Source organism: Streptomyces sp. P3 (assembly GCF_003032475.1).
GTDB lineage: Bacteria > Actinomycetota > Actinomycetes > Streptomycetales > Streptomycetaceae > Streptomyces.
Genome location: NZ_CP028369.1, coordinates 2,541,425 through 2,566,764 on the forward strand (window position 1 = coordinate 2,541,425; position 25,340 = coordinate 2,566,764).

At 71.9% G+C, this 25,340-nt stretch carries 24 protein-coding genes and 1 tRNA gene; 13 read left to right on the forward strand and 12 right to left on the reverse strand.

Going from position 1 to position 25,340, the window contains the following annotated elements:
- Nucleotides 1-29: 29 nt before the first annotated feature.
- Nucleotides 30-1,805 (reverse strand): FAD-dependent monooxygenase, encoded by a 1,776-nt coding sequence (locus C6376_RS11455; RefSeq protein ID WP_107443318.1) that lies wholly within the window; start codon nt 1,803-1,805, stop codon nt 30-32.
- Nucleotides 1,806-2,035: 230 nt separating this feature from the next.
- Between C6376_RS11455 and C6376_RS11460 the strand changes: the two genes are divergently transcribed.
- A complete protein-coding gene (locus C6376_RS11460; protein WP_367881041.1) occupies nt 2,036-2,878 on the forward strand; it encodes a DUF4232 domain-containing protein in 843 nt (280 codons plus the stop codon).
- Between the two features lie 13 nt (nt 2,879-2,891).
- Here the strand turns inward: C6376_RS11460 and C6376_RS11465 are convergent, their stop codons facing one another.
- The 3 genes from C6376_RS11465 to phoU form a co-directional block, all read right to left on the reverse strand.
- Nucleotides 2,892-3,140 carry an SCO4226 family nickel-binding protein gene (locus tag C6376_RS11465; protein WP_107443319.1) on the reverse strand — a complete coding sequence of 83 codons (249 nt, stop codon included), beginning with the start codon at nt 3,138-3,140 and terminating at the stop codon, nt 2,892-2,894.
- Between the two features lie 226 nt (nt 3,141-3,366).
- On the reverse strand, nt 3,367-3,525 hold the full coding sequence (locus C6376_RS44420) for a hypothetical protein (RefSeq protein ID WP_173985627.1): 159 nt from the start codon (nt 3,523-3,525) through the stop codon (nt 3,367-3,369).
- Nucleotides 3,526-3,718: 193 nt separating this feature from the next.
- Nucleotides 3,719-4,429 carry a phosphate signaling complex protein PhoU gene (gene phoU / locus C6376_RS11475; RefSeq protein ID WP_107443321.1) on the reverse strand — a complete coding sequence of 237 codons (711 nt, stop codon included), beginning with the start codon at nt 4,427-4,429 and terminating at the stop codon, nt 3,719-3,721.
- 255 nt (nt 4,430-4,684) lie between these two features.
- On the opposite strand from phoU, the gene C6376_RS11480 reads away from it, so the two are divergent.
- Nucleotides 4,685-6,052 carry a cell wall metabolism sensor histidine kinase WalK gene (locus C6376_RS11480; protein WP_107443322.1) on the forward strand — a complete coding sequence of 456 codons (1,368 nt, stop codon included), beginning with the start codon at nt 4,685-4,687 and terminating at the stop codon, nt 6,050-6,052.
- The gene (locus tag C6376_RS11485; protein WP_015659563.1) at nt 6,049-6,729 is read left to right on the forward strand and encodes a response regulator transcription factor; all 681 of its coding nucleotides are present in this window, start codon (nt 6,049-6,051) and stop codon (nt 6,727-6,729) included. Before C6376_RS11480 ends, C6376_RS11485 begins: the two co-directional genes overlap by 4 nt.
- 97 nt (nt 6,730-6,826) lie before the next feature.
- Here C6376_RS11485 and C6376_RS11490 read toward each other — a convergent pair whose 3' ends face one another.
- Nucleotides 6,827-7,480, reverse strand: coding sequence for a DUF461 domain-containing protein (locus C6376_RS11490; protein WP_107443323.1), 654 nt, complete (start codon nt 7,478-7,480; stop codon nt 6,827-6,829).
- A gap of 673 nt (nt 7,481-8,153) precedes the next feature.
- Here C6376_RS11490 and C6376_RS11500 point away from each other — a divergent pair.
- The 6 genes from C6376_RS11500 (at nt 8,154) to C6376_RS11525 (ending at nt 14,729) form a co-directional block, all read left to right on the forward strand.
- Nucleotides 8,154-8,636, forward strand: a complete 483-nt coding sequence (locus C6376_RS11500; protein ID WP_003953493.1) for a CarD family transcriptional regulator — start codon at nt 8,154-8,156, stop codon at nt 8,634-8,636.
- A 331-nt stretch (nt 8,637-8,967) separates the two neighbouring features.
- Nucleotides 8,968-9,720 (forward strand): 2-C-methyl-D-erythritol 4-phosphate cytidylyltransferase, encoded by a 753-nt coding sequence (ispD, locus tag C6376_RS11505; protein WP_107443324.1) that lies wholly within the window; start codon nt 8,968-8,970, stop codon nt 9,718-9,720.
- Nucleotides 9,710-10,216: a 2-C-methyl-D-erythritol 2,4-cyclodiphosphate synthase gene (gene ispF / locus C6376_RS11510; RefSeq protein WP_107443325.1), complete on the forward strand. Its 507-nt coding sequence runs from the start codon at nt 9,710-9,712 to the stop codon at nt 10,214-10,216. The genes ispD and ispF overlap by 11 nt, the downstream gene beginning before the upstream one ends.
- A gap of 193 nt (nt 10,217-10,409) precedes the next feature.
- Entirely contained in the window at nt 10,410-11,810 is a 1,401-nt protein-coding gene (gene cysS / locus C6376_RS11515; protein WP_107448906.1) for a cysteine--tRNA ligase, read from the forward strand.
- A 113-nt stretch (nt 11,811-11,923) separates the two neighbouring features.
- Nucleotides 11,924-12,865 (forward strand): 23S rRNA (guanosine(2251)-2'-O)-methyltransferase RlmB, encoded by a 942-nt coding sequence (gene rlmB / locus C6376_RS11520; RefSeq protein ID WP_107443326.1) that lies wholly within the window; start codon nt 11,924-11,926, stop codon nt 12,863-12,865.
- A 196-nt stretch (nt 12,866-13,061) separates the two neighbouring features.
- A complete protein-coding gene (locus C6376_RS11525; RefSeq protein ID WP_107443327.1) occupies nt 13,062-14,729 on the forward strand; it encodes a DoxX family membrane protein in 1,668 nt (555 codons plus the stop codon).
- Between the two features lie 310 nt (nt 14,730-15,039).
- Here the strand turns inward: C6376_RS11525 and C6376_RS11530 are convergent, their stop codons facing one another.
- The 3 genes from C6376_RS11530 to C6376_RS11540 all read right to left on the reverse strand — a co-directional run bounded on the left by C6376_RS11530 (nt 15,040) and on the right by C6376_RS11540 (nt 17,683).
- The gene (locus C6376_RS11530) at nt 15,040-15,771 is read right to left on the reverse strand and encodes a nucleotidyltransferase family protein (protein WP_107443328.1); all 732 of its coding nucleotides are present in this window, start codon (nt 15,769-15,771) and stop codon (nt 15,040-15,042) included.
- A 99-nt stretch (nt 15,772-15,870) separates the two neighbouring features.
- Entirely contained in the window at nt 15,871-16,341 is a 471-nt protein-coding gene (locus tag C6376_RS11535) for a hypothetical protein (protein WP_107443329.1), read from the reverse strand.
- 256 nt (nt 16,342-16,597) lie between these two features.
- The gene (locus tag C6376_RS11540; protein WP_107443330.1) at nt 16,598-17,683 is read right to left on the reverse strand and encodes an ABC transporter ATP-binding protein; all 1,086 of its coding nucleotides are present in this window, start codon (nt 17,681-17,683) and stop codon (nt 16,598-16,600) included.
- Nucleotides 17,684-18,062: 379 nt separating this feature from the next.
- Here C6376_RS11540 and C6376_RS11545 point away from each other — a divergent pair.
- Nucleotides 18,063-18,136: transfer RNA gene (locus tag C6376_RS11545), tRNA-Thr, on the forward strand.
- A gap of 38 nt (nt 18,137-18,174) precedes the next feature.
- On the opposite strand, the gene C6376_RS11550 is transcribed toward C6376_RS11545, so the two are convergent.
- Complete coding sequence (locus C6376_RS11550; protein WP_107443331.1) at nt 18,175-19,086, reverse strand: aminoglycoside phosphotransferase family protein; 912 nt, start codon at nt 19,084-19,086, stop codon at nt 18,175-18,177.
- 21 nt (nt 19,087-19,107) lie between these two features.
- Between C6376_RS11550 and C6376_RS11555 the strand changes: the two genes are divergently transcribed.
- Nucleotides 19,108-19,773 (forward strand): rhomboid-like protein, encoded by a 666-nt coding sequence (locus C6376_RS11555; protein ID WP_107443332.1) that lies wholly within the window; start codon nt 19,108-19,110, stop codon nt 19,771-19,773.
- Nucleotides 19,774-19,898: 125 nt separating this feature from the next.
- Nucleotides 19,899-20,630 (forward strand): pentapeptide repeat-containing protein, encoded by a 732-nt coding sequence (locus C6376_RS11560; RefSeq protein ID WP_107443333.1) that lies wholly within the window; start codon nt 19,899-19,901, stop codon nt 20,628-20,630.
- 6 nt (nt 20,631-20,636) lie between these two features.
- Here C6376_RS11560 and C6376_RS11565 read toward each other — a convergent pair whose 3' ends face one another.
- Entirely contained in the window at nt 20,637-21,137 is a 501-nt protein-coding gene (locus tag C6376_RS11565) for a hypothetical protein (RefSeq protein ID WP_107448907.1), read from the reverse strand.
- A 58-nt stretch (nt 21,138-21,195) separates the two neighbouring features.
- Between C6376_RS11565 and C6376_RS11570 the strand changes: the two genes are divergently transcribed.
- Entirely contained in the window at nt 21,196-22,602 is a 1,407-nt protein-coding gene (locus tag C6376_RS11570) for a M1 family metallopeptidase (protein WP_107443334.1), read from the forward strand.
- A gap of 98 nt (nt 22,603-22,700) precedes the next feature.
- Here the strand turns inward: C6376_RS11570 and C6376_RS11575 are convergent, their stop codons facing one another.
- A complete protein-coding gene (locus tag C6376_RS11575; protein WP_107443335.1) occupies nt 22,701-23,660 on the reverse strand; it encodes a bifunctional GNAT family N-acetyltransferase/NUDIX hydrolase in 960 nt (319 codons plus the stop codon).
- Between the two features lie 28 nt (nt 23,661-23,688).
- On the reverse strand, nt 23,689-25,284 hold the full coding sequence (locus C6376_RS11580) for a N,N-dimethylformamidase beta subunit family domain-containing protein (protein ID WP_107443336.1): 1,596 nt from the start codon (nt 25,282-25,284) through the stop codon (nt 23,689-23,691).
- Between the last annotated feature and the right edge of the window lie 56 nt (nt 25,285-25,340).

The following is a 25,340-nucleotide window of genomic DNA, read 5'->3' on the forward strand; positions in this document are numbered from 1 at the left end:
CGGTGCCTCACCTGCTCGAGGCCGGGCCGTCAGGCTCGGGAGGTGACGGAACGGGACGGGGCGGGGGTGGAGAGGGTGGTGAAGTAGTCGGACAGGGCTGTTCTCGTGGCGCTCAGGGGGAAGCGGGCCGCCAGGTAGCTGTCGGGGCGGACGACGAAGCCGGTGGGGCCGTCGGGACGGTAGAGGCGGGCGAACTCGTCGGCCGTGTCCCGGTAGGCGGGCACCGGCAGGGCGTCGGGAGCGGACGGCGCGGTGTCGCCGTCGAGTACCGCCACGGTGACGGCGCCCGCGACGGCGGCGGTGTGCAGGCCGGCCTCGGCGATCGCCGCCAGGTCCGTCAGGCCCGCGCCGTACAGGAGGATCACGTGGCCCGGACGGTGGCGCAGCACGTCCAGCAGACGCCAGGGGTAGGCGGAGGCGGGGGCGGTGAGGCCGCGGCAGTCGGGGGCTCGGTCGCCGGGCTGGGGGGCGCCGGGCGGGCCGTGCGGGTCGGTGGCCAGTGGGCCGTCCCGGTAGTCGATCAGGAGCTGCGCCTCGCGCAGCAGCACGGTCCGGGGGTCGTCGGGGTCGGCCTCGATGCCGCGGGTGGCGTGCCGGACCGTCCGCCCCACGACCTCCTCGCCCACCGGCCGGCGCTCCGCGTCGTACGTGGTCAGCAGAGCCGGACCGGCCTCACCGTGGATGACGGACGCCAGTTTCCAGGCGAGGTTGCAGGCGTCCTGGATGCCGGTGTTCATGCCCTGGGCGCCGGTGGGCGGATGGATGTGGGCGGCGTCGCCGGCGACGAAGACGCGCCCTTCGCCGTAGCGGTCGACGATGCGGTGGCTGATGCGGAAGACGGAGGACCAGCGCAACCGGGAGAGCACCGCCGGCCGTGGCGCGAGGCGGTCGACGACGGCCTGGAGGTGGTGCAGCTCCGGCGTGCGGCCGCCTTCCAGACCGTGCGCCACGCCGTCGTCAGCGCCCTCGCCCGCGCCCCCGCCCCCGCCTTCGCCCCCGCCCTGGCCCGCGCCGGCATCGGCGGAGGCACCGCCGTCGGCCCGTCCGGACGATCCGCGCGCCCCCGTGGAGAGCTCCGGCGGGACCAGCATCGACATCCGGTAGCGTCCGTGGCCCGGCAGCGGCACGCAGATCAGCGCGTCGTCCGTGGAACCGTCGGCGGCGTGGTGCAGGGAGCGGATGCCGTAGCCGTGGGGCATGTCCCAGTCGGCCTCGACGTCGCCCAGCATGTACTCCTCGGCGAAGGCCGCCCCCTCGAACGCGAGGCCCAGCCCCTTGCGCACGGTGCTGTGCGCACCGTCGCAGCCGATCAGATAGCCCGCCCTCAGCTCCTCCTCGGCGCCGGAGGCCGTGCGCAGGCGGGCGGTGACCCCGTCCTCGTCCTGGGTGAACGACAGCAGTTCGGTGCCGCGCTCGATGAGGGTGCCGAGGCCGGCCACGTACTCCTCCAGCAGGCGTTCGGTCTCGTACTGCGGCAGGGCGGCGAACTCGTAGGGCACCTCGGGCGGCAGCACGAGGTCGATGCGGGCCTGCTCCCGTCCGTTGACGTAGATCAGCTGACCGCGCAGCACGGCGGCGGCCTCCAGCATCGTGCGGGCCAGGCCCATCCGGTCCCAGATCTCCAGCGTGCGCGGCTGGATGCCGACCGCCTTGGCGTACGGCAGCCGTTCCGGCAGGCGGTCGACGAGGCGGCAGCGCACACCGTGCCGGCGCAGCTCCGCGGCCGCGCTCAACCCGACCGGGCCGGCGCCCACGATCAGCACGTCCGTCGTTCCGGCTGTCTCGGTCGTCGCGGTGCCCGCCACGGGTGCCTCCCAGCGCAGTGCAGTGCCCGAACCCGAACAGAACCACCCCCGGCCCCCGTCCCGTCTCCCATGGTCGCCCCGCTGCCCGGGAACGGCGAGCGGGCGTCTCGTCACCGCCGCGTCACAGATCGACGACCGGCCGAACCTCGTGAGCCGCTCCTTCCGTCTGTGCCGCTGAGCAGTACGGCGAGGGTGAGCGCCCCCGCCGACCGGAAACCTCGGGGGACGGCATGAACGGCATGAACGGCATGAACGACGGCAACGGCATGAACGGCGATCGGCGGACGACCGGCACCGGCACCGGGATTTCGAGCGGGTTCCGGCGTGAGGGCCGGGCCGGGGGCGGGGTCAGGAAGGCCGTGGCTGCCGCCGTCGTCATCTCGGCCGCTCTCGCCGTGACGGCGTGCCGGCCGACCGAGTCGCCGTCGAAGCCCGCGCAGTCGGCGCCGGCGGGTTCCGCGCCCGCCTCGCCTGCCTCTTCGTCCACGAGCTCGCCCACCGCCGCCGCGACGCCCGGCACATCGAGCCCCACCACTCCCGCGACTCCCACCGCCTCGGCGCCCGGCGCCCCCACCGCCCCGTCCCCCTCTGCCTCCACGGCTCCCGAGGCGTCCGCCTCCGCGCCCGCCGCCGTCGCGGCCTGCGCGGCGAAGAGCCTGAAGGTCTCCGCGTGGCAGGCCGCCGAGCGGCCCGTCGGGACCGGGACCGGTGCCGCGATCGTCGAGTTCGTCAACGTCTCCGGCAAGGCGTGCGTGCTCAAGGGCCATCCGTCCGTCGCGGGGGCCGGCAACGGCTCCCCCGAGCACAACTCCCCGCTCGCCGTCACGACCACCGGGACCGCCTCGTCGGTCACCGTGGCCCCGGGAGGCAGGGCGTGGACGAAGCTGACCTTCGTGCAGGTGCACGGCGAGGCCGACGGGTACTGCAAGTCCGGCGCGGTCCCGTCCGTGTACCCGACCGTCGTGGTCGGTCTGCCGGGCTCCGGATCGCACCAAGTGGCTCTGGACGACGGTCAGTTCGCCGAGTGCGACAACACGGTGACCGTCACCGCCGTCTCCTCGGTCAAGCCCTGACGCCTACCCCGGCTCACACCTCGAGCGGCACCGGATGGATCTCGTCCGCCATGTGACCGGTGCGCTCGTGGATGCGGAGCACGGCCTCCGCCGAGGGCGCCTCGGAGAGGCAGTACACGGTTCCGGACTCCGGGTCCGCCCAGGCGCGCTCGAAGTGCACGCTCTCCTCACCCTCGATGGCGAGGTCCGCCCGGTGGGCCTCGAGGAGTTGGTCGGCCGTGATGCCGTGCATGCCGTGGTGGACGTCCATGAAGCGGGTCATGAGTGCCCGCCCCCTTCCGATCTCGCGTCGGTCGGTCTCTTCGCCCCCGCGTATCCATGCTGCGCCCGCCGGCTCACCGGGGCGACCCGGGCGGGCGGCCCCGCGGGCGACGGGAGGCCGGGCGACGGGAGGCCGGGCGACGGCCGGACGTGCGCACCGACGAGGGCTCCGGCGCCGTACGGTCGGCGCCGGAGCCCTCGTCCGGCAATACGTCGCTCGGTCGTCCTCAGCCGCACTGGCAGGGGCTGCCCGCCTGGCAGCCGCAGCCGCACCCGGAGCCGCAGCCGCACGCGCCGATCAGCATGAGGTTCCTGATCTCCGCGGGCTGCTCGGTGGGGTGTTCCTGGGTGGGGTCGGACGTCGGGGTGCTGGGGGACTCGGCCATGGGTTCCTCCCGGAGGCGTAGGGCCTGTGCCCATTCCATGCCCGTTCCCCTGGGCGCATCAACGGCGCACAGTGGCTTGCGCACGCCCTGAGCCGGACCCGGCACGCCCCGGCCCACGCCCCACCCAGGCCCGCGCCCCGGCTCGCACCACTCCCCGCACCGACCCGAGCCGACCTGCCCCGACCCGACCCGACTACGCCTCGGTCCCGGCGCCCGTGCCCGCCGCCGGCTGGATCTCCGGCTGCAGATCCTGCTGGAGCTCGTCCGCGTGCTCGCCCGTCACCAGGAACACCACACGCTTCGCCACGGCCACGGCGTGGTCGGCGAACCGCTCGTAGTAGCGGCCGAGCAGGGTCACGTCGACCGCGGTCTCGATGCCGTGCTTCCACTTGTCGTCCAGCAGGTGCTGGAAGAGCGTGCGGTGCAGCAGGTCCATCTCGTCGTCGTCCTGCTCCAGCTGGAGCGCCAGGTCGACGTCCTTCGTGATGATGACCTCGGCCGCCTTCGCCATCAGGCGCTGCGCGAGCTGGCCCATCTCCAGGATCGTGGCGTGCAGGTCGTGCGGGACCGCGCGGCCCGGGAAGCGCAGCCGGGCCAGCTTCGCCACGTGCTGGGCGAGGTCGCCGGACCGCTCCAGGTCGGCCGACATCCGCAGGGACGTGACGACGATCCGCAGGTCCGTCGCCACCGGCTGCTGCCGCGCCAGCAGCGCTATGGCCCGCGCCTCCAGGTCGTGCTGCAGCTCGTCGACCCGCTGGTCGGCCTCGATCACGCTCTCGGCCAGTTTCAGATCGGAGTCGAGGATGGCGGTCGTGGCGCGTCCGATCGCCGACCCGACCAGCCGGGCCATCTCCACCAGGCTGTCGCCGATCGAGTCCAGTTCCTCGTGGTACGCGTCCCGCATCAGGGTTCCCTCTCGTACGTCGTTCTCGGGGTTCGGTTCGGGTTCGGGCTCGGGTTCGCCGGGGTCCGCTCGTTCTGAAGTCCGGGTCCTTCACGGGCTCCGGGCCCCACGGTGCCACGGTCCGCCCCGTACGCGTCGATTTCCGTCACCCCAAATGAACCACCACTGGCTCCGAGGTGAACTCTGGGCGACGAGTGTTCGAGGTCGCACCTCGGTAGCTGTGGCCGGGACGGATGGCGTGCCTAACCTGAGGGCATGAACGTGAACGCGGCGGTCGCCGCAGCGGCAGCGATCGCCGGTGTGCTCACCGGTGTCATCGCCATGCTGGCGTTCCGCTGGAGCGAGCGCGAGCAGAAGCGCCCAACCCGCACCTCGCTGCACACGGATCCCATGCTTCCGCCCGGCGTGGACACCGTGCTGTCCGTCCTGCGCTCTTCCGCCGTCGTGCTCGACGAGGCCGACGCCGTCGTCAAGGCCAGCTCCGCCGCCTACGCCCTCGGGCTGGTACGCGGCGGCCGGCTCAGCGTGGAGCCCATGCTGAAGATGGCCCGGGACACCCGGCGCGACGGTGAGATACGCCAGGTCGAACTGGACCTCCCCCGGCGCGGGACCGGGCGCGGCGAGGCCCTCGCCGTGTCCGCCCGGGTGGCCCCGCTGGGCTCCCGGCTGGTTCTGCTCCTGGTCGAGGACCTCACCGAGGCCCGTCGCATCGAGGCGGTCCGGCGGGACTTCGTGGCGAACGTCAGCCATGAGCTGAAGACACCGGTCGGCGCGCTGTCCCTCCTGTCCGAGGCCGTCATGGACGCCTCGGAGGACCCGGAGGCGGTGGAGCGCTTCGCCGGCCGTATGCAGATCGAGGCCACCCGGCTGACCAGCCTGGTCCAGGAGCTGATCGACCTGTCGAGGGTGCAGAACGACGACCCGCTCGAGGACGCCGAACCGGTCGGCGTGGCCGAGCTCGTCGCCGAGGCCGTCGACCGCTGCCGGCACCAGGCCGGCGCCAAGCAGATCACCATGGCCTCGAACGTGGGCGCGCCCGACGGGCTCGACCCGTTCGGCGGCCCCTACGAGGACGACGCCGCCGGCCTGCGCGTCTGGGGCAACCGCGGCCAGCTGGCCGCCGCCCTCGGCAACCTCGTGGAGAACGCCGTCAACTACTCGCCCGCCCGTACCCGCGTCGGCATAGCCGCACGCCGGGTGACCGCGCCGGGCGGGGACCAGATCGAGATCGCCGTGACCGACCAGGGCATCGGCATCTCCGACAAGGACAAGGAGCGCATCTTCGAGCGCTTCTACCGCGTCGACCCGGCCCGCTCCCGTGCCACGGGCGGTACGGGCCTCGGACTGGCGATCGTCAAGCACGTGGCCGCCTCGCACGGCGGAGAGGTCACGGTGTGGAGCGCCGAGAACCAGGGCTCCACGTTCACCCTGCGACTGCCGGAGGCGGGCGTGGCCCGTGACCGCACGGATCAGTACCCGGACCCGGACGAGGTCGACGACGTCGACGACCTCGACGAGGTCGCCACCCCCTCTTCCCACCCCTCGCACCGGGCCCCGTCCCGCGCCTCATCCCCCGATTCGACCGCGTACCAGACGCTTTCCGCCCCGGAGGTCCTTCCGTGACCCGAGTGCTCGTCGTCGAGGACGAGGAGTCCTTCTCCGACGCCCTGTCCTACATGCTCCGCAAGGAGGGCTTCGAGGTCGCCGTCGCGACCACCGGGCCCGACGGACTCGACGAGTTCGAGCGCAACGGCGCCGACCTCGTGCTCCTCGACCTGATGCTGCCGGGGCTGCCCGGCACGGAGGTCTGCCGCCAGCTGCGCGGCCGTTCCAACGTCCCCGTGATCATGGTGACCGCCAAGGACAGCGAGATCGACAAGGTCGTCGGCCTGGAGATAGGGGCCGACGACTACGTCACCAAGCCCTTCTCCTCGCGCGAGCTGGTCGCCCGCATCCGGGCCGTCCTGCGCCGGCGCGGCGAACCCGAGGAGGTGACCCCGGCGGCCCTGGAGGCCGGGCCGGTCCGGATGGACGTCGACCGGCACGTGGTGACGGTCTCCGGTTCCAAGGTCGACCTTCCGCTGAAGGAGTTCGACCTGCTGGAGATGCTGCTGCGCAACGCCGGGCGCGTCCTGACCCGTATGCAGCTCATCGACCGGGTCTGGGGCGCCGACTACGTGGGCGACACCAAGACCCTCGACGTCCATGTCAAGCGTCTGCGCGCCAAGATCGAGCCGGACCCGGGCGCGCCGCGCTACCTGGTGACGGTGCGCGGTCTGGGCTACAAGTTCGAGCCGTAGGCCGTGGGCGGCCCGGTGGCGGCCGTGCGGACACGCGAGGAGGGCGGCACCCGGTACGGGGTGCCGCCCTCCTCGCGTGTCCGGGGTGCGGACGCCCTCAGTGGCCCGCCGCCGCGCTGTTCGAGGCGCTCGCGGAGGCCGAGCCGGACGGGGAGGCGGAGCCGGACTCCGCGGCGCCCGCGGACTCCGAGGGCGAGGCCGACGCGCTCTTGGAGGGGGAGGCCGTGGCGGTCGGGATCTTGCTCGGCCCCCAGCCGGAGAAGTAGCCCTCGGCCGGCACGACGAAGGCGGCCAGCTTGACCGCGCCGGTCTTGCTGAAGGTGAAGGTGATGTTCTGCGCGTCGCCGTTCTTGACGGCCTCACGGCTGTTCGGCAGGACGGCGGAGGCGTTGCCGGCGCCGCCGATGACGAGCGAGCCGTGGGCCGGGACCGTCAGCTCGCCCTTGCCCTTGACGGGCTTGAGCTCGGCGGACGTGCCGGTGCCGTCGACGGTGATGGAGTCGAGCGTCTGCGGCTTGTCGTCGGCGTTGAAGACGGTCGCCGAGACCACGGCGGGACCGGTGGACTCCAGGTCGGGCTGGGTGATCACGACGACGTTCTGCAGTTTGATCTCGCCGACCTGGGCGGCGGCGTTGTCCGGCTTGATCTCCAGGGTCTGGGAGTCGTTTCCGGCGCCGCAGGCGGCGAGCGAGGCGATCGAGAACGCGATGGCGGAAGCGGCGAGGGCGCCGCGTCGAAGGCTGCTGCTCACGGCGGCGGCAACTCCTTGAACGCACGGACGGCTCTTCTGTGGACAAGGCCGCCCTAAGGATCAGTCAGGGACCTCAGGTTATCGAGCCGTTCCCGCGCCGCCGCACCCGACCCGCCTCTTCGATGATCCCGGGCCCAGTCGGACGCCCGTGGGTCTTCGTCTCTCTCCGCGCCGAGTGGGCCCCGTCACTTTCGTCACTCGCATCCCAGGAGTCGGAAGCAGCCCATCAGTCACTTTGGCTTCATCCGTCGTCCGCCTGCTCGTCCGTCATTCGCATAAGCGCGACCGACACGCACTCGCGGATTTTCCGTGAAGGAATGCGAGGCCGTCCGGGTAATTGATCACGGCGCCGGCCGAACGCCCGATGATCAATTCCGGAAACGAACGGTAACCGGCCAGGCGTGCCGAACGGAGTAGCGGAAGTCGCACACGCGCAAGCGGACATATGTGGACGTTCGGCCGTTCGGGCGGCCCTCCGGATGCGTGTAACGTACGCGTTTCGCCCCCCTCGGAGAGTGGCTCCGACCTGCGAATACCCGCTCCCGGCGACCCTCCGCAGCACGTTCCTGTCGCAGTTGTCAAGCCCCGAGATATGCCCTGACCTGCGAAAACGCCATTCAGGAACCGCAGTTTCCGTGTTACCCTGGATAGCCACGGAAGGGGTACCTGTCACATGACGTTCAAGGTTGGCGACACCGTGGTCTATCCCCATCACGGGGCCGCGCTGATCGAGGCTATCGAAACTCGCCAGATCAAAGGCGTGGACAAGACCTACTTGGTCCTGAAGGTCGCCCAGGGTGACCTGACGGTACGTGTGCCAGCGGACAATGCGGAGTTCGTCGGCGTGCGTGATGTGGTCGGTCAGGACGGGCTGGACCGGGTCTTCGAGGTGCTGCGCGCGCCGTACGCCGAGGAGCCCACGAACTGGTCGCGTCGTTACAAGGCAAATCTGGAGAAGCTCGCCTCCGGCGATGTCATCAAGGTCGCGGAAGTCGTGCGTGACCTGTGGCGTCGTGAGCGCGAGCGCGGACTCTCCGCCGGTGAGAAGCGCATGCTCGCCAAGGCTCGCCAGATTCTGGTGAGCGAGCTCGCGCTCGCGGAGAACACCAACGAGGACAAGGCGGAAGCCCTGCTCGACGAGGTTCTCGCGTCCTGACGCCGGACCTGGACCGGCCTCAGCACACGGAAGAACACTGAACTGCCGCGGTGCCCGATGACGTATTTCCCGTCGCCGGGCGCTGCGGCATGTCCGCGCCCGGACACCGCCGTGCGCGCCGCACGCTCTGTGTGCCTCCCCGGTGCGCACCGCCCGACGAGTCGACCGGTCCGTACCGCCCCACGAGGGTGATGATCCCCCGATACTTGATGTGCCGGGCCCGGGCTGCCGCCTGACCGGCACGTCACGGAAGGGTCCGGTCAAGGCGTCGCGCCCGGCACTTCCCAGGCCATACCCACGCCAGGACAGCACACAAACCTGACAGGAACCGATGTCTGACGATTCGCGTCCCTCCCCCGCGCCGGCCCGCACGGCGGCGGTGATTCCGGCCGCCGGGCTAGGTGTCCGCCTCGGTCCGGGCGCCCCCAAAGCGCTCCGCACGCTGAGCGGCACGCCCATGCTGATCCACGCGGTGCGCGCGCTCGCCGCGTCCCGCGCGGTCTCCCTCGTGGTCGTCGTGGCCCCGCCGGACGGCACCGCGGAGGTGAAGTCCCTGCTCGACGCGCACGCGCTGCCCGACCGCACCGACTTCCTGGTCGTCCCCGGCGGCGAATCCCGCCAGGAGTCCGTGAAGCTGGGTCTGGACGCGCTGCCGCCCGGCCACGACATCGTGCTGGTCCACGACGCCGCCCGGCCGCTCGTCCCCGTCGACACGGTGGACGCCGTCATCGAGGCGGTACGCGACGGCGCCCCGGCGGTCGTCCCGGCACTGCCGCTCGCCGACACCGTCAAGGAGGTCCGGCCGGCCGAGACCGCGGGCGAACCCGAGCCGGTCGTCGCCACTCCCGAGCGTGCCCGGCTGCGGGCCGTGCAGACCCCGCAGGGCTTCGACCGCGCCACGCTGGTCCGCGCCCACGAGACGGTCACGGAGAACGTCACCGACGACGCGAGCATGGTCGAGCAGCTCGGTCTGACGGTCGTCGTCGTCCCCGGTCACGAGGAGGCCTTCAAGGTCACCCGCCCCCTCGACCTGGTCCTCGCCGAGGCGGTCCTGGCCCGCAGGAGGCTCAACGATGGCTTCTGAGACGCCGTTCGGCGGCGTTCCGCTGCCCCGGGTGGGCATCGGCACCGACATCCACGCCTTCGAGGAGGGCCGCGAACTGTGGTGCGCCGGCCTGAGATGGGAGGGCGAGGGCCCCGGACTGGCCGGACACTCCGACGCGGACGTCGTCGCGCACGCCGCCTGCAACGCGCTCTTCTCCGCCGCCGGACTCGGCGACCTGGGGCAGCACTTCGGCACCGGACGCCCCGAGTGGTCCGGCGCGTCCGGCGTCACCCTGCTCACCGAGGCCGCCCGGATCGTCCGCGAGGCCGGTTTCCTCATCGGCAACGTCGCCGTACAGGTCGTCGGACCCCGCCCCAAGATCGGCAAGCGCCGGGACGAGGCCCAGAAGCTGCTGTCGGAGGCGGCGGGCGCCCCGGTGTCCGTGTCCGGAGCGACGACGGACGGGCTGGGCTTCCCCGGCCGCGGCGAGGGCCTCATGGCGGTGGCGACGGCCCTGGTCGTGCGCCAGGCGTGAGCGCGCCGGGGCGAGGGCCGCAGCGATGCCCGGGACGAGGCTCCGGGCCGAGGCTCCGGGCCGAGGCGCCGGGACGACGGCCCGACCGCCGGGCCCGGCACCGTCGTCCGCCCGCCCCGCGGCGCCCGCGACCGGCAGGCGGACCGCCCGGCGGAGGTGTCGGACATCGCCCCACGCCCACTACCCTGGAGTGGTGACTATTCGCCTGTACGACACCAGCGCCCGGCAGATCCGTGACTTCGCCCCGCTCACACCGGGTTGTGTCTCGATCTACCTCTGTGGCGCCACCGTGCAGGCCGCCCCGCACATCGGGCACATCCGCTCGGGCCTGAACTTCGACATCATGCGCCGCTGGTTCGCCCACCGCGGCTACGACGTCACGTTCATCCGCAACGTCACCGACATCGACGACAAGATCATCGCCAAGTCGCACGACCAGGGCCGCCCCTGGTGGTCGATCGGGTACGAGAACGAGCGCGCGTTCAACGACGGCTACCAGGCGCTCGGTTGCCTGCCGCCCACCTACGAACCCCGCGCCACCGGGCACGTTCCCGAGATGATCGAGATGATGCGCGGCCTCATCGAGCGCGGTCACGCCTACGAGTCCGAGGGCAACGTCTACTTCGACGTGCGTTCCTTCCCGGAGTACCTCCAGCTGTCCAACCAGGAACTGGACAACCTGCTCCAGCCCTCGGGGGACGGCGAGACCGGCAAGCGCGACCGGCGCGACTTCGCCCTGTGGAAGTCCGTCAAGCCGGGGGAGCCGAGCTGGGAGACGCCGTGGGGCCGCGGACGTCCCGGCTGGCACCTCGAGTGCTCGGCGATGGCGCACAAGTACCTGGGCTCCGCCTTCGACATCCACGGCGGTGGCCTCGACCTGATCTTCCCGCACCACGAGAACGAGATCGCCCAGGCCAAGGCCTACGGCGACGAGTTCGCGCGCTACTGGGTGCACAACGCCTGGGTCACCATGAGCGGCGAGAAGATGTCGAAGTCGCTGGGCAACAGCGTCCTCGTCTCCGAGATGGTCAAGCAGTGGCGGCCCATCGTGCTGCGCTACTACCTCGGCACGCCCCACTACCGCTCGATGATCGAGTACAGCGAGGAGGCCCTGCGCGAGGCCGAGTCGGCGTTCGCGCGGATCGAGGGCTTCGTGCAGCGCGTCGTCGAGAAGGCCGGGGGAGTCGTCGAGCCGGCCGCCGAGGTGCCGCCCGCCTTCGCCGACGCGATGGACGACGACCTCGGCGTCCCGCAGGCGCTGGCCGTCGTGCACACCACGGTCCGTCAGGGGAACTCGGCCCTGGCCGCCGACGACAAGGAAGCCGCGGTGGCCCGCCTCGCCGAGGTCCGCGCCATGCTCGGCGTCCTCGGCCTGGACCCGCTGGACGCCCGCTGGGCCGGCGAGGAGAACCGGGGCGAGGACCTGCACGGCGTGGTCGACAGCCTCGTACGGCTCGTCCTCGACCAGCGCGAGTCGGCCCGCGCCCGCAAGGACTGGGGGACCGCGGACGCCATCCGCGACCAGCTCGCCCAGTCCGGCCTGTCCATCGAGGACGGTCCGCAGGGTCCGCGCTGGACACTGGGCCCCCGCTAGTGCCGCGACGGGACTCCCCGCGGAGTCCCGTCCTTGATCGACTGTGCCGCCCGGCCCTCCGGGCGGCACACTGCATACGACACACGTACGAAGCTCACGGAGACGAGAGACACATGGCAGCCAACAACCGCCGCATGTCCGGCAAGAAGGGCGCGCAGGTCGGCAGTGGCGGCCAGCGACGCAAGGGCCTCGAGGGCAAGGGTCCGACCCCGCCCGCCGAGATGCGCAAGAAGCACAAGGCGAACCGCATCGCGAACGCCAAGGCGAAGCAGGCCGTGCGTCGGCCCACGGTGCGCGGCCGCGGCGGCAAGGGCACGTCCGAGATGGTCGTCGGCCGCAACTCCGTCGTCGAGGCGCTGCGCGAGGGCGTGCCCGCGACGATGCTGTACGTCCAGCAGTTCATCGACAACGACGAGCGGGTGCGCGAGGCGCTGCAGCTCGCCGGCGAGCGCGGCGGCATCCACCTCATGGAGGCCCCGCGTCCCGAGCTGGACCGCATGACCAACGGTCTCAACCACCAGGGGCTGGTCCTCCAGGTCCCGCCGTACGAGTACGCGCACCCCGAGGACCTGGCGTCGGCCGCCTACGACAACGGTGAGGACCCGCTGATCGTGGCCCTCGACGGCGTGACCGACCCGCGCAACCTGGGCGCGGTCGTCCGCTCGGTCTCCGCCTTCGGCGGGCACGGCGTCGTCGTCCCCGAGCGCCGCGCGGCCGGAATGACGGCCGGCGCCTGGAAGACGTCCGCCGGTGCGGCCGCCCGCACCCCGGTCGCCCGCGCCACCAACCTCACCCGGGCCCTGGAGGCCTACAAGAAGGCCGGCATCGCGGTGGTCGGCCTGGCCGCCGACGGCGAGCACGAGGTCGGCACGCTGAAGGCGCTGGACGGCCCGGTCGTCGTCGTCGTCGGCAGTGAGGGCAAGGGGCTGTCCCGACTGGTCGGCGAGACCTGCGACTTCCGCGTCCGTATCCCGATGCCGGGCGGCGCCGAATCGCTCAACGCCGGTGTGGCGGCGGGCATCGTGCTGTACGAGGCTGCGCGCCGCAGGAGCTGACGCGGCTCGGGTGGGCTCGGCGACGCACCCGGCGGCACGCCGGGTGACGTGCCCGGCGACATGCCGGGAGACGCGGGGAACGCGCGTCCGCGAGTTCACCCGAACAGGTTAATCCCGGCGCGTAGTGCAACCTTGACGGAGTCCGGACAGATCCGGCGGGTCAAAGCAGTGTCCTAACCACACGTCACTCGGTTAGATGAGTGTGGACACCAGAACACCCCGCACACCCACGGGGGACCGCTCGTCGGGATTCGACGACGCTCCCGCGCTGAGCATGGTGAAGGTGCCGAGCGACCCGGCGCAGATCATCGTCAGCCACGCGAGCTTCCGCGTGCAGCTGGCCGCGTCGACGCGGCGTAACCAATCCCCGCGGATCGCCCGGCACGTGAGCGCCATCGATGACACCGCGCGCATGGCCGCCGTCGGGGCGGTGGGCCGAGCGGGCGCCGCCTCCGCGGGCCGCCGTCGGGCCGTCGTCTGGAGCGGCAAGTCCGCCCCCGACGACACCGGCGCCCACCGACTGCTCCAGGCCGTGCGGGCAGGCAGCATCGGCCACGGCGAACCGCCCGCGGCCGACGCCGGAGCCACCCGGGTCATCCCCCGCGTCGGCGTCGACGACCGCGGATACGACGGCGCCCTCGCCGCACAGACCCTCGAGACCCCCGTCGTCGGCGCCCAGCGCCGGCCCGCCGTCGGCGAACACCGCATCCTGCCGCACATGCCCACCGTGGGCAGCGCCTACGACGAACCCGCCTACGACGACGCCCGGTTCGAGGACTTCGGCCCGACCGGCACCGGCCCCGACCCGGACCGGGCGCGGGCCCCCCGCACCCGGCGGCACGGCGAGGACCCAGCCCGCCACGCCTACTTCCCGGGCCGCCGGATGAACCTCGGCGTGGTCCTGCTCCCGCTGCGCATCTTCCTCGGCTTCATCTCCATCTACGCCGGCATGGGCAAGCTCTGCGACCCGGTCTACTTCGACGGCGGCAAGCGCGGCTCCATGGTGAAGTGGCTGAACACCCTGCACCCCTGGGAAGTCGCCGAACCCCTGCGGCAGTTCGCCCTCCACCACCCCGTCGGCTCCGGCCTCGTCATCGCCTTCCTCCAGGTCGTCGTGGGCGTCCTCACCGTCCTCGGCTGCTGGCAGCGCGTCGTCGCGGTCGTCGGCGCCGGACTCTCCGCCGCGCTCATCGTCACCGTCAGCTGGAAGACCACCCCGGTCTACGACACCCCCCACATCATCTACCTCGCCGCCTGGTCGCCGCTGATCATCGCGGGCGCCCCCGTCTACTCCATCGACGGCCGCCTCGCCGCCGGCGCCTGGCGCCGTCTCGGCCCCCGCTCCGACCTGTGGGAGCTGCGCCGCCACGTCCTGCGCCGCGGCGCCCTCGTCACCGCGATCGTCGTCGGCCTGACCCTGCTGACCGGCTCCCTGCTCGGCGGCGCGGTCCGCGACGCCGACCGCGTGGTCGTGCCCGGCCCCGGCGAGCCCCCTCGCAACGAGCTGCCAGGCTCGCCCCTGCCCGAGAAGTCCGGGAAGCGCAAAACCTCCCGCGAGCCGGCCGCCTCCACCTCGCCCACTCAGGACGCCACCTCGGCCGCCCCGACGGCCGGTGCCGACAGCGAACCCTCCGAGTCCCGCGACAGCGGCACCGCAGGCGCCGGAGCGCCCAGCCAGACCCAGGGCACCGCAGGCCAGGCCCCGCCCGAGCGCTCCGCCCCGCAGGAACATGCCCCCAGCACCAGTTCCGGCCCCGGCTCGGGTGGCTCGACCAGCAGCTCCGGTGGCTCGGACGGCGGCTCGCACGGCGGTGGCTCCACCTCCTCCGGCCAGCCCGGCCTGGTCGGCGGCCTCCTCGGGTAGACCGATCGGCCCGGCCGCCGGCGGGGAGGTTCTGACCGCGCCCACACGGTGGAGCCGCGGACAGAACCCACCCCGCCCCCGGGGAAACGCGAAGGGTGCCGCGCGCTCACAGCGCACGGCACCCTTGTCGGTGTACGGGGCCTCGGTGTCCCCGGGCCGCTGAACCGGTCGGCCGACCCACCGGCCGGCAGCCGAGCAGCGGGGTCCGCACCGGGCCACCCGGGCCCGCGACAGATCACGGACCGCCCGGACCGGCGGGGTGCCCTTCGGCGCCGCTGGGCCGGCCACCCTCGACGTCTGCCGGCGACCCTCAGCGACCCAGCGTCGCGAGTTCCTTCGCCGCCTCCGTCAGGTCCTTCGCGGTGTCGATGGCCCGCCAGTACGCCCCCTGCGGAATCGGGAAGCCCGCCAGCCGCCGCTCACGCGCCAGATGTGGGAACGTCGTGCGCTCATGGTCGCCGCGCTCCGGCAGCAGCCCCGCGAACGCCGGCGAGAAGACGTACACACCCGCGTTGATCTCGTAGGTCGTCGGCGGCGCCTCGATGAAGTCCGTGATGTGACCGAAGCCGTCCGTCCGCACCGCACCCCACGGAATCCGCGGGCGCGCCAGGGCCAGCGTCGCTATGGCGTCGCGCTCGGCGTGGAAGTCGGCCATCTCGCGCAGCGAGAAACGGGTCCAGATGTCGCCGTTCGTGGCGTACCAGGGCTGGTCGGGGTGGGGGAGCCGAGCGGCCGCGTACTTCAGGCCACCGCCACGGCCCAGCGGCTCCGTCTCCACGACCGTGGTGACGGCGACGGGCAGATCGGCCGTCTTCAGCCAGTCCTGCAGCACCTCGGCGAGGTGCCCGCAGGAGACGACCACGTCCGTCACGCCCTCCTCGGCGAGCCAGACGAGCTGATGGCCGATGATCGGCGTCCCCGTACCGGGGATCTCGACCATCGGCTTGGGCCGGTCGTCGGTGTAGGGACGCAGCCGTGACCCCTGGCCACCGGCCAGGATGACGGCTTGCGTGGGACGGGACGCGGCGTGCGGATCGGTCATGACCGCACTGTACGTGCCGACCGTGCGCAGGCAGGCGTGCGGCTCCCCCGGCGGAAGGGGAGCCGCACGGTCCGGAACGGGCCCGAAGCCCGGCGGCCCTCAGCCTCGGGCCGCCAGAACGCCCGAAGCGAAGGCCGTGTCGCACACCGGGCGGGAGTACGACTGCGCCCGTGACGGGCCGTACATCCGGACCGCGGCGCGGCCCAGCGCGCGGGCGATCGACGAACAGTGCCGCGCCAACGACGGCTTGCCGTTCACGGCGGCCTGGAGATGGGTCAGGGCGACGCCCGGGTCCTTCTCCTGGAGCTCGGACAGCAACTGGTCGCGCAGCACGTCCTGCGGGGCCTTGGCGGCCTTCCGTGAGGACTGGTGCATGGCGGAGACGTCGGAGGCGGTGAGCACCGAATCCGAGGGGTTCCCCGACCAGTTGACCCGGGTGACCGCGAGGGTCCCGGAGAGCACCATGACGACGGGCAGGACGAGAGCGAGCGAGCGGCCGATCCGGCGGGCTGGGCCGCCCCGGCCGCTGCGCGTGCGCTGGGTGGTGGAGTGGTTCGCGGAGTGCTTCACGCGTGAGAGGGTAGCGTGCAGTAATGACCCCGCGACAATGAGTCACCCGTACGGGGGATGGAGCTGTGCTCCTTTTCGGGTAGGACGTTGACGGCCGCGTGCCGAAATGTCCGCTGTGCCGGGGATTTCGTACGCACGGAAAAAAGGCCCCGCAGCAGGCTGCGAGGCCTTTTTCACCAACCAGAGTGAATCGCCGGAGTTCAATCAGGCGTCATTCACCGTCGTCGGCCGGTCCGGTCGGGTCCTGCCCGTCCGGTCAGTCCGACAGGCGGGCGCCCGTCGACGTCGAGAACACGTGGGTCTCGCCCGCACGCGGAACGACGTGCAGCGTGCTGCCCTTCTCCGGGACCTCACGGCCGCCGACGCGCACCACGAGGTCCTTCGTCTCGTCGCCGACCTGGGCGCTGCCGTAGACGAAGGCGTCCGAGCCGAGCTCCTCGACCACGTTCACGGTGACCGCGAGACCCTTCTCCACGCCGGTGGCGACGTCGAAGTGCTCCGGGCGGACACCCACCGTGACCGTCTTGTCGGTGGCGGCCGCGAGCGCGTCACGCTGCACCGGCACCACCGAGTTGCCGAACTTCACGCCACCGTCGGTGATCGGCACCTCGACGAGGTTCATCGCCGGCGAACCGATGAAGCCGGCCACGAACAGGTTCGCGGGCTTGTCGTACATGTTGCGCGGGGTGTCGACCTGCTGCAGCAGACCGTCCTTCAGCACGGCGACGCGGTCGCCCATCGTCAGCGCCTCGACCTGGTCGTGGGTGACGTAAACGGTGGTGATGCCGAGACGGCGCTGCAGCGACGCGATCTGCGTACGCGTCGACACACGGAGCTTGGCGTCCAGGTTCGACAGCGGCTCGTCCATGAGGAACACCTGCGGCTCACGCACGATGGCGCGGCCCATCGCCACACGCTGGCGCTGACCACCGGAGAGGGCCTTCGGCTTGCGGTCCAGGTACTCGGTCAGGTCGAGGATCTTCGCCGCCTCCTCGACCTTCTGCCGGATCTCCGTCTTGTTCACGCCGGCGATCTTGAGCGCGAAGCCCATGTTGTCGGCGACCGACATGTGCGGGTACAGCGCGTAGTTCTGGAACACCATGGCGATGTCCCGGTCCTTCGGCGGCAGGTGGGTGACGTCACGGTCGCCGATGCGGATCGCACCGCCGTTGACGTCCTCGAGCCCCGCGAGCATGCGGAGCGAGGTGGACTTACCGCAGCCGGACGGGCCGACCAGGACGAGGAACTCGCCGTCCGCGATGTCGATCTCGAGCGCGTCGACGGCGGGCTTCGTGGAGCCCGGGTAAATCCGGGTCGCCTTGTCGAACGTAACAGTGGCCATGGCTCTGAGGCCCCCTTCTACCGGCAGGAACGTGCCGGACGATCCGTTGTAGGAAGGTGGTTGGTGTAGTCCACATGAGCGAACTGGGTCAGGACGCTACCTCGCGTTCAGCGGATCTGTCAGTACCCGAAGGCATGTGAACTTCGCGGGAATTCTCGAACGGGCCCGGGCGGCCGCCTCCCCGTGGATCCCTCCCCGGGAGCCGGTTCTCGGGACAGCGCGTCGGGCGGATCGACGAACGGTGCACGGATGGTCGCGCACCGTGACGGATGGCCGCACACCGTGTTCGAGTGGCGTGGCGGGGAGAAGTCCGTGGCCTTCGGAATCGGGGGCTGTGTACAGTGGTGCCGCCCTCGCGTGCGGTGTCGTCACGCGCGGTGCCTCCTTAGCTCAGCTGGCCAGAGCGCCGCACTTGTAATGCGTAGGTCGTCGGTTCGAATCCGACAGGGGGCTCATGGAAAGCCCAGGTCAGGATGTTTCTGACCTGGGCTTCATTCGTGTTTCCCGCCCGGCCGGGGTTGTCGTCGGCCTCGCAGGAGGCGGGCGGTCCGCAGCCTTCGCGTCTTCGGGGGGCGGCCGTCCTCGATCTCCCAGAGACAGTCCTGGAGGACCCGGGCGAGGGTCCAGGCGCGGGCCCGTTCGCGGTCGAGGCCGAGGGTCGCGGTCAGCGCGTCGAAGCGCCAGCGCACGTCCGCCGGGTCGTAGCGGTCGGCGATCGCCGGCAGGAGTTCGAAGCCGGGGTCGCCGGCGAGGGGTTTGGGGTCGATGGCGAGCCAGGGGGCGCGGTCGGCGGCGAGGACGTTCTCGTAGTGCAGGTCCCAGTGCAGAAGTCGGTCGCCGGGTTCGCTGACGACCTCGCGCAGGGCGGCCGCGCAGTCGGCGATCAGGCGGCGGTCGGTCGGGTCCGGGACGTGTTCCAGGGCCCGGGGTGTCTGTTCCAGCATGGCGTGGGCGATGTCGTCGAGGCGGCGCATGCCCTCCGGCGCCGGGAGGGCCGTCAGGCGGGTCAGCAGACCGGCGATGACGAGGACCGCCTCGTGGACGTCGTCCAGGTGGGACAGCATGCGGGACGGGTCGAGGCGTTCGAGGAGCATCGTGCCCGTCGGTTCGTCGTGCCGGAGGAGGCGTACGGCGTGGTCGCCGTTCCAGAGACGCAGGGCGACGGGTTCGCCGGCGCTCTCGTCGTCGAGGAGCTGGAGTTTGAGGACGGCTCCCGCGCCGTCGGCGGTGGTGACGGGCAGGACGAGGGCGCACACGCCGTGCATGGAGGGGCCGTCGACCCGTAGTTCCCAGCGGTCGAGGAAGCTCTGGGCGAGGTCCGGGAGGCCGGTGACGAAGGCCTGGCCCGCCGGGCCGTTGTACTTCACCTGTTCTGCGGCGAGTGCGGCCGGAACGTCGATCACCTCGGGGACGATACTGGGCCGGTGAGACGGCTCAGGAGGTTTTCCGGGGTCGGGCAGGCGGTGTGGGCGTACGTCCGCAGTGCGCCCGGTACGTATGTGTGGCTGGCGGTCCTGTTCGTCACCACGGTGGCGCTGCACCGTATGTCCCCGGAGTTCGAGCAGGAGTTTCTGCTCCAGCGGTCGACGAACATCCATGAGTTGTCCCGGCATCCGGTGCGGGTGCTGGTGGCGAGTGCCATGTGGATCGACGGCGGGTACTGGGTGCCGTACGCGGTGCTGTACACGGTGTTCCACGCCCGGGCGGAGCGCCGGCTGGGGACGGCGCGGTGGCTGGCGGTGTGCGCGGCGGCGCACGTGCTGGCGACGCTGGCCAGTGAGGGGGCGCTGGCGGTGGCGATCCAGGCCGGGCTCGCCCCACGGTCGTCGGTGGAGACGCTGGACGTGGGTGTGAGTTACGCGCTGGCGGGTGTGGTGGCGGTGCTGTTCCACGGGATGCGTTCGCCGTGGCGGTACGTGTATCTCGTGGTGGTCCTCGTCTTCTACGGTCTTCCGCTGGCGGAGGCGCCGACGTTCACGGACTTCGGACATTTTGTCTCCGTGCTGATCGGGCTGGGGTGTTTTCCGCTGGTCAGGGGGCGGGAAAGGGCGCGCCGGCCGGAGGGGACGGCGGCTGTGCCCCGGGGGTAGGGCCGGTTCGGCCGGGGCGAGGCGGCCGTCGGCGGCTTCGGTGCGGGCCGTCCCGTGGCGGCCGCCGGTGCGACCGATGACGGTGGGGGACGGCGATTGTCAGTGGCGGGGTGCAGCATGGGGCCATGGCGAGGACAGGCACGGGTGCAGGCGACGGCGCGCGCTCGGGAGCGGTGACGGGCGGGGCCGGCGGCAGGCGGCCCGGCGTGGTGAGGGGCGCACGGCGGCCGGAGGTGCGGCTGCCGGTGCTCGAGCCGTTCGCGGACGGGGAGCTGGAGCCCGACGGGGACTACGACGGCGTGGAGTTCCGTGAGCGGGATCTGGCGGAGCAGGACGGCGGGGGCGCCCGGTTCATGGACTGCGCGGTGACGGGGTGCGCGCTGGACGGGACGCGGCTGCGCAAGGCCCGGTTCCTGGACTCCGTCCTCACCGGGCCGCGGGGTGTCGGCACGGATCTGGCGGAGGCGACGCTGCGTGACGTCGAGGTGCTCGACGCCCGTCTGGGGGGTGCGCAGCTGTACGGCGCGGTGCTGGAGCGGGTGGTGGTGCGCGGCGGCAAGATCGACTATCTGAATCTGCGTCAGGCGCGGTTGCGGGACGTCGTCTTCGAGGGGTGTGTCCTGGTCGAGCCGGATTTCGGGGGTGCGCGTCTGGAGCGCGTCGAGTTCGTCGACTGCGCCGTGAAGTCCGTCGACTTCACGGCGGCGACACTGAGTGACGTGGATCTGCGGGGGGCGGTGGAGCTCGGCATCGCGGGGGGTGTGGGCCGGTTGTCCGGCGCGGTGATCAGTGCGGCCCAGCTGCTGGATCTGGCCCCGGTGCTGGCGGGCGAGCTGGGGATCAGAGTGGAGGGGTGACCGGCGTCATTTCGTGCGGGGGAAGCGTGCCTGGAGCGTCCAGACGGCCGGGTTCTCGCCCAGGTCGTCGTGCAGGTCGATGAGGTCGGCGAGCAGGTCGTGCAGGAAGTCGCGGGCCTCGCGCCGGAGTTCGGTGTGCGAGAAGGTCAGCGGGGGTTCCTCGGCCGGCATCCAGTCGGCCTCGACGTCCACCCAGCCGAAGCGGCGTTCGAAGAGCATGCGGTCGGTGGACTCGGTGAAGTCCAGTTCGGCGTACTGCGGGCGGGAGGCGCGGGAGCCCGCGGGATCCTGGTCGATCTGCTCGACGATGTCGCACAGCGCCCACGCGAAGTCCAGTACCGGCACCCATCCCCAGGCTGTGGACACCTCGCGGTCCGCCTTGGTGTCGGCGAGGTAGACGTCCCCGCAGAACAGGTCGTGGCGCAGGGCGCGGACGTCCGCGCGCCGGTAGTCCGTCTGCGGCGGATCCGGGAAGCGGTTGGAGAGGGCGTAGCCGATGTCGAGCACGTAGGCGATGGTGTCACGGCCCCGTGTGCGTGCCGGACGTCCCCATAAGATCACTGGCATGTCCAGATCCGTGCGGTGTGTCCCGATGGTGGCCTGGTTACTGGCCTGCAGCATCGTCCTCACGGCCTGCGACGGGGGCGCGGGGGGCGGCTCCGACGGCGCCTCTGGTGTGGGTGACCCTTACTTCCCGAAGGCGGGCAACGGCGGCTACGACGTCTCGCACTACGGCCTGACGCTCGCCTACGACCCGGACGGCGGGCGCCTCGGCGGCTCTGCCGTCGTCACGGCCCGCGCGACTCGGGATCTCTCCGCCTTCCGGCTGGATCTCGCGGGCATGGATGTGGCCGGGGTGACCGTCGAGGGCGTGGCGGCCGAGTTCCGGCGGGACGGCCAGGAGCTGACGGTCCGCCCGTCGGAGTCCCTGTCCGAGGGCGAGACCTTCGAGGCGACGATCCGCTACTCCGGCAGCCCGCGCACGATCACCGATCCGGACGGTTCGAAGGAGGGCTGGCTGCGCACCGAGGACGGCGCCCTGGCCCTCGGTGAGCCGGTCGGCTCGATGGCCTGGTTCCCGGGCAATCACCATCCGTCGGACAAGGCGGCCTACGACATCGCCGTCACCGTCCCGAAGGGGCTGACGGCCGTCTCCAACGGGGAGTTGCGGAGCCGGAAGGCGGCGGGCGACGGCCGTACGACGTTCTTCTGGCGGACCGCCGAGCCGATGGCGAGTTATCTGGCGACGGTCGCCGTCGGCGACTTCACGGTCACCGGTTCCACGACACGCGACGGTCTCCCGGTGTATGTCGCGGTCGACCCGACGCAGGCGGCGGCGAGCCGTGCGGTGCTCGCCCGGCTGCCCGAGGTCATGGAGTGGGCGCAGAACAACTTCGGCCCGTACCCCTTCTCGTCGGCCGGGGCGATCGTCGACCGCCCGGAGGACGCCGGGTACGCCCTGGAGACCCAGAACCGTCCGGTCTACCCGGGCGCCCCCGATCTGCCGACCCTGGTGCACGAGACCGCGCACCAGTGGTTCGGCGACTCCGTGACGCCGAAGAGCTGGCAGGACATGTGGCTCAACGAGGGTTTCGCGACGTACGCGGAGTGGCTGTGGGAGGAGGACGAGGGCGGTGCCACGGCGGAGCAGACGTTCACCGGGCTCTGCGACCACGGTGTCGAGGAGTACCCGGATCTCTGGGACTTCCCGCCCGCGAAGCCGACGAGCGCCGCCCATGTCTCCGACAAGCCGGTCTATCTGCGCGGCGCGATGGTGCTGCACCGCATCCGGCAGACCGTGGGCGACGACGCCTTCTACGGCATCGTGCAGGGCTGGGCCGCCGCCCACCGGCACGCGAACGCCGACACGGACGCCTTCACGGCGTACGTCGAGAGGACGGCGCCGGACGCGGACTTCGACGACATCTGGGCGGACTGGCTGTACGGGGAAGGCAAGCCGGAGCTCCCCTGAGCTCCCCGATCTCCCTTGAGCTCCCTGGACATCTGCCGAGCGGTGGGGAGGGCGGGACAGCGTGCGGTCCGGTCCGTCCGCCGGGCTTGCCGTTGCGGTCAGGCCGTGCGGTGCGCCGCGTCGTGTGCGTCGAGCAGCCGGGCGAGGTCCGACGGCCACACCGGCTCGGCGGACGCATGCAGTTCCTGCCGGGGCCACCAGCGCCAGCCGAGGATGCCGTCGGCGGCGTGGGCGGCGGCCAGGTCGGGGCCGGCAGGTTCGCGGTGCGGGCCCTCAGTGACGTAGATGTGCTCGTGCTGGCGGATGACGACGTCGAAGCGGGTGAAGTCGTGTTCCCAGGTGCACAGGAGGGGCCCGGGTTCCAGTTCGCTCCAGCCGGTCTCCTCGCGCAGCTCGCGCAGGGCGGCCTCGCGGGGCGTCTCGCCTTCCTCCAGTCCGCCGCCGGGCAGTGCCCAGTGCGGGCCGACGTCGGGGTTGACGTACCGGAAGAGGAGGACGGAGCCGCCGGGGTCGACGACGGCGACGCGCGCGGCTCGGCGCAACCGCGGCAGCGGCTTGCGCAGCACGGCGCAGGGGCGCCCGTGCTGCAGATCCGGACGGTGGCCGATCACCTCGTACCCGAGGGCGGTCCAGAACGCGAGGCCCTTGGGGTTGGCGTCGAGCACGGCGAGCCGGAGGCCGGTGCGGCCGTCCGCCCGGAACCGCTCCTCGATCTGCTCGGCGATCCGGCGGCCGTGCCCCTGCCCGTGCTCGGCGGCGTCGACCATCAGCAGTCCGATCCAGGGGTCCGGGTCGGCGGGGTCGGGATGCCGGGCCAGGGTGACGACCACCCCGACCAGCCTTCCCCCGCTGCGGGCCAGCAGCACCTCCACCCCTTCGGTCGCCGCCTGTTCCGCGAGCCCCGCCGCCACCTGCTCCGGCCGGATGTCGTGCGGATCCGGGAAGTCGCCGCTGAGCGCCTGGAATTCGCGGTTGGACGCGTAGAGGGCGGTCAGTTCGGTGAGGAGGGGGCCCGGGATGTCGTGGCCGGCGGCGAGCGGGAGGGCAGTCAGGTCCATGGGCCGCAGGGTAGGGCCGATCGGCTGGTCACACCCCGACCGATTCCGCTCCGACCTGTCCGCGGGAGAGGAGCATCCGCTCGAGGAGGTTGCGGGTGGCGCGTTCGACGCGCGGGTCGTGGTGGTCCTTGTCCTGGAGGGCGAGGGGCCAGTAGAAGGTGCCGGCGGCGAAGACGAGGGTGCCGCCCTCGTGTTCGGTGAGGCCGGTGTTCTGGATGCGCCGCTTGGGGGGGCTGCCCTTGACGGGCTTGACCCGGTAGGGGGACTCCGAGAGGAGGGTGCGGGTGGCGTCCTTGGGGGACGGCATCTTGCTGTCGTAGCCGTCGGCCTCGACGGCCACGAGGCCGGGTATCTCCTCGCCGTCCTTGAGCCCGGTGCCCTCCCAGAACCAGTGGTCCGGCCGGCGGACGACCAGGGGCGCGGGTTTGGCCAGGATGCCGTTGTACTGGACGCCGAGGACACCTTGTTCGGCGCGGCCGGTCTTCTTGCCGTGCTTGTCCTGCAGGTCACGCCAGCGCTCGGTGGGGCCGTTGGCGTCGGGGGACGGGTCCGGGGCGGTCTTGTAGCAGGCGACGGTGCGGGCGGGTGCTCCGCCGGCCGCGCCGGTGAGCCGGATGTGGAAGTAGACGTTGTTGGCCGCGAGGAAGGCGAGATGGGTGCCGACGTCCACCGCCTTCTCCAGAACGTCCCGCATGGGCTTCGACCAGTACTCGTCGTGGCCGGGGAAGATCATCGCCGTGTAGCGCTCGGGGTCGATCCTGCCCTCGTGCAGGTCGGTGCTCGTCGCGTACGTCACGTCGTGGCCCTCGGCCTCCACCCAGCGCGTGAACGCGACGTCCAGCTCGGCCCATCGGGGCATGCCGTGGTCGGAGTAGGGGCGGTCGAACGACACCTGGAACGCGCGGTGGTTGCTGTCCGCGACCGCGCCGGGGCGGGGGTAGCCCCGGTAGAGGTTCTTGCCGGTGCGGCCGTCCATGGGCCATTGGTTGTAGGCCTGGTAGGTGGTGAAGGGGAGGACCACCAGGAGGTCTGACGCGCGGTTCTGCTCACGGACGACGAACGGGGTGCAGCTGCGGTGGCCGTCCTCGGCCTCGAAGACCGCCACGTAGACACCCGATATCCAGGTGCTGGGGACGAGGTGCGTCCAGGACGGTCGCCAGTCGCACACGATGGCGCCGCTCTCGGAGTGCGGGGCGGGGACGGGGTGCCGCGAGCCGGTGAGCTCCGGTCCGGTGGCCATCAGGCGGCCGCCCTCGCCGTCGTAGTGGCCGAGCCGGTAGAGGGAGATGCGGAAGGGCTGCGGGTTCCGGACGGACACGTGGAAGGAGATGGGTTCCCCGGGGGCGACGGAGGTCGTCGACGCGTATCCGTGGATCTGTCCCAGATGGTCCTTGGTGCTGAGGCGGGCGTCCGCGGGGACTTCCCAGTCGGCCGTTCCCTCGTGCGTGTTCTCGTTCACGACCGGGTTGGCGCCCGTGGCGGTGGCCTTGCGGACGGTCGGCGGGGCCGCGGACGGGGGCTCCGCGGGGGTCTCGCGGTAGGCGTAGGCCGCTCCGACGCCGGCCGCGGCGATCGCCCCCACCCCGAACGTACCCATGACCTTGCGACGACTGACGACGGACATGTGGAACAGGCCCCCCTGGCACCGGCACACGGTCCGCGCACGCGCTGTTCACTCGT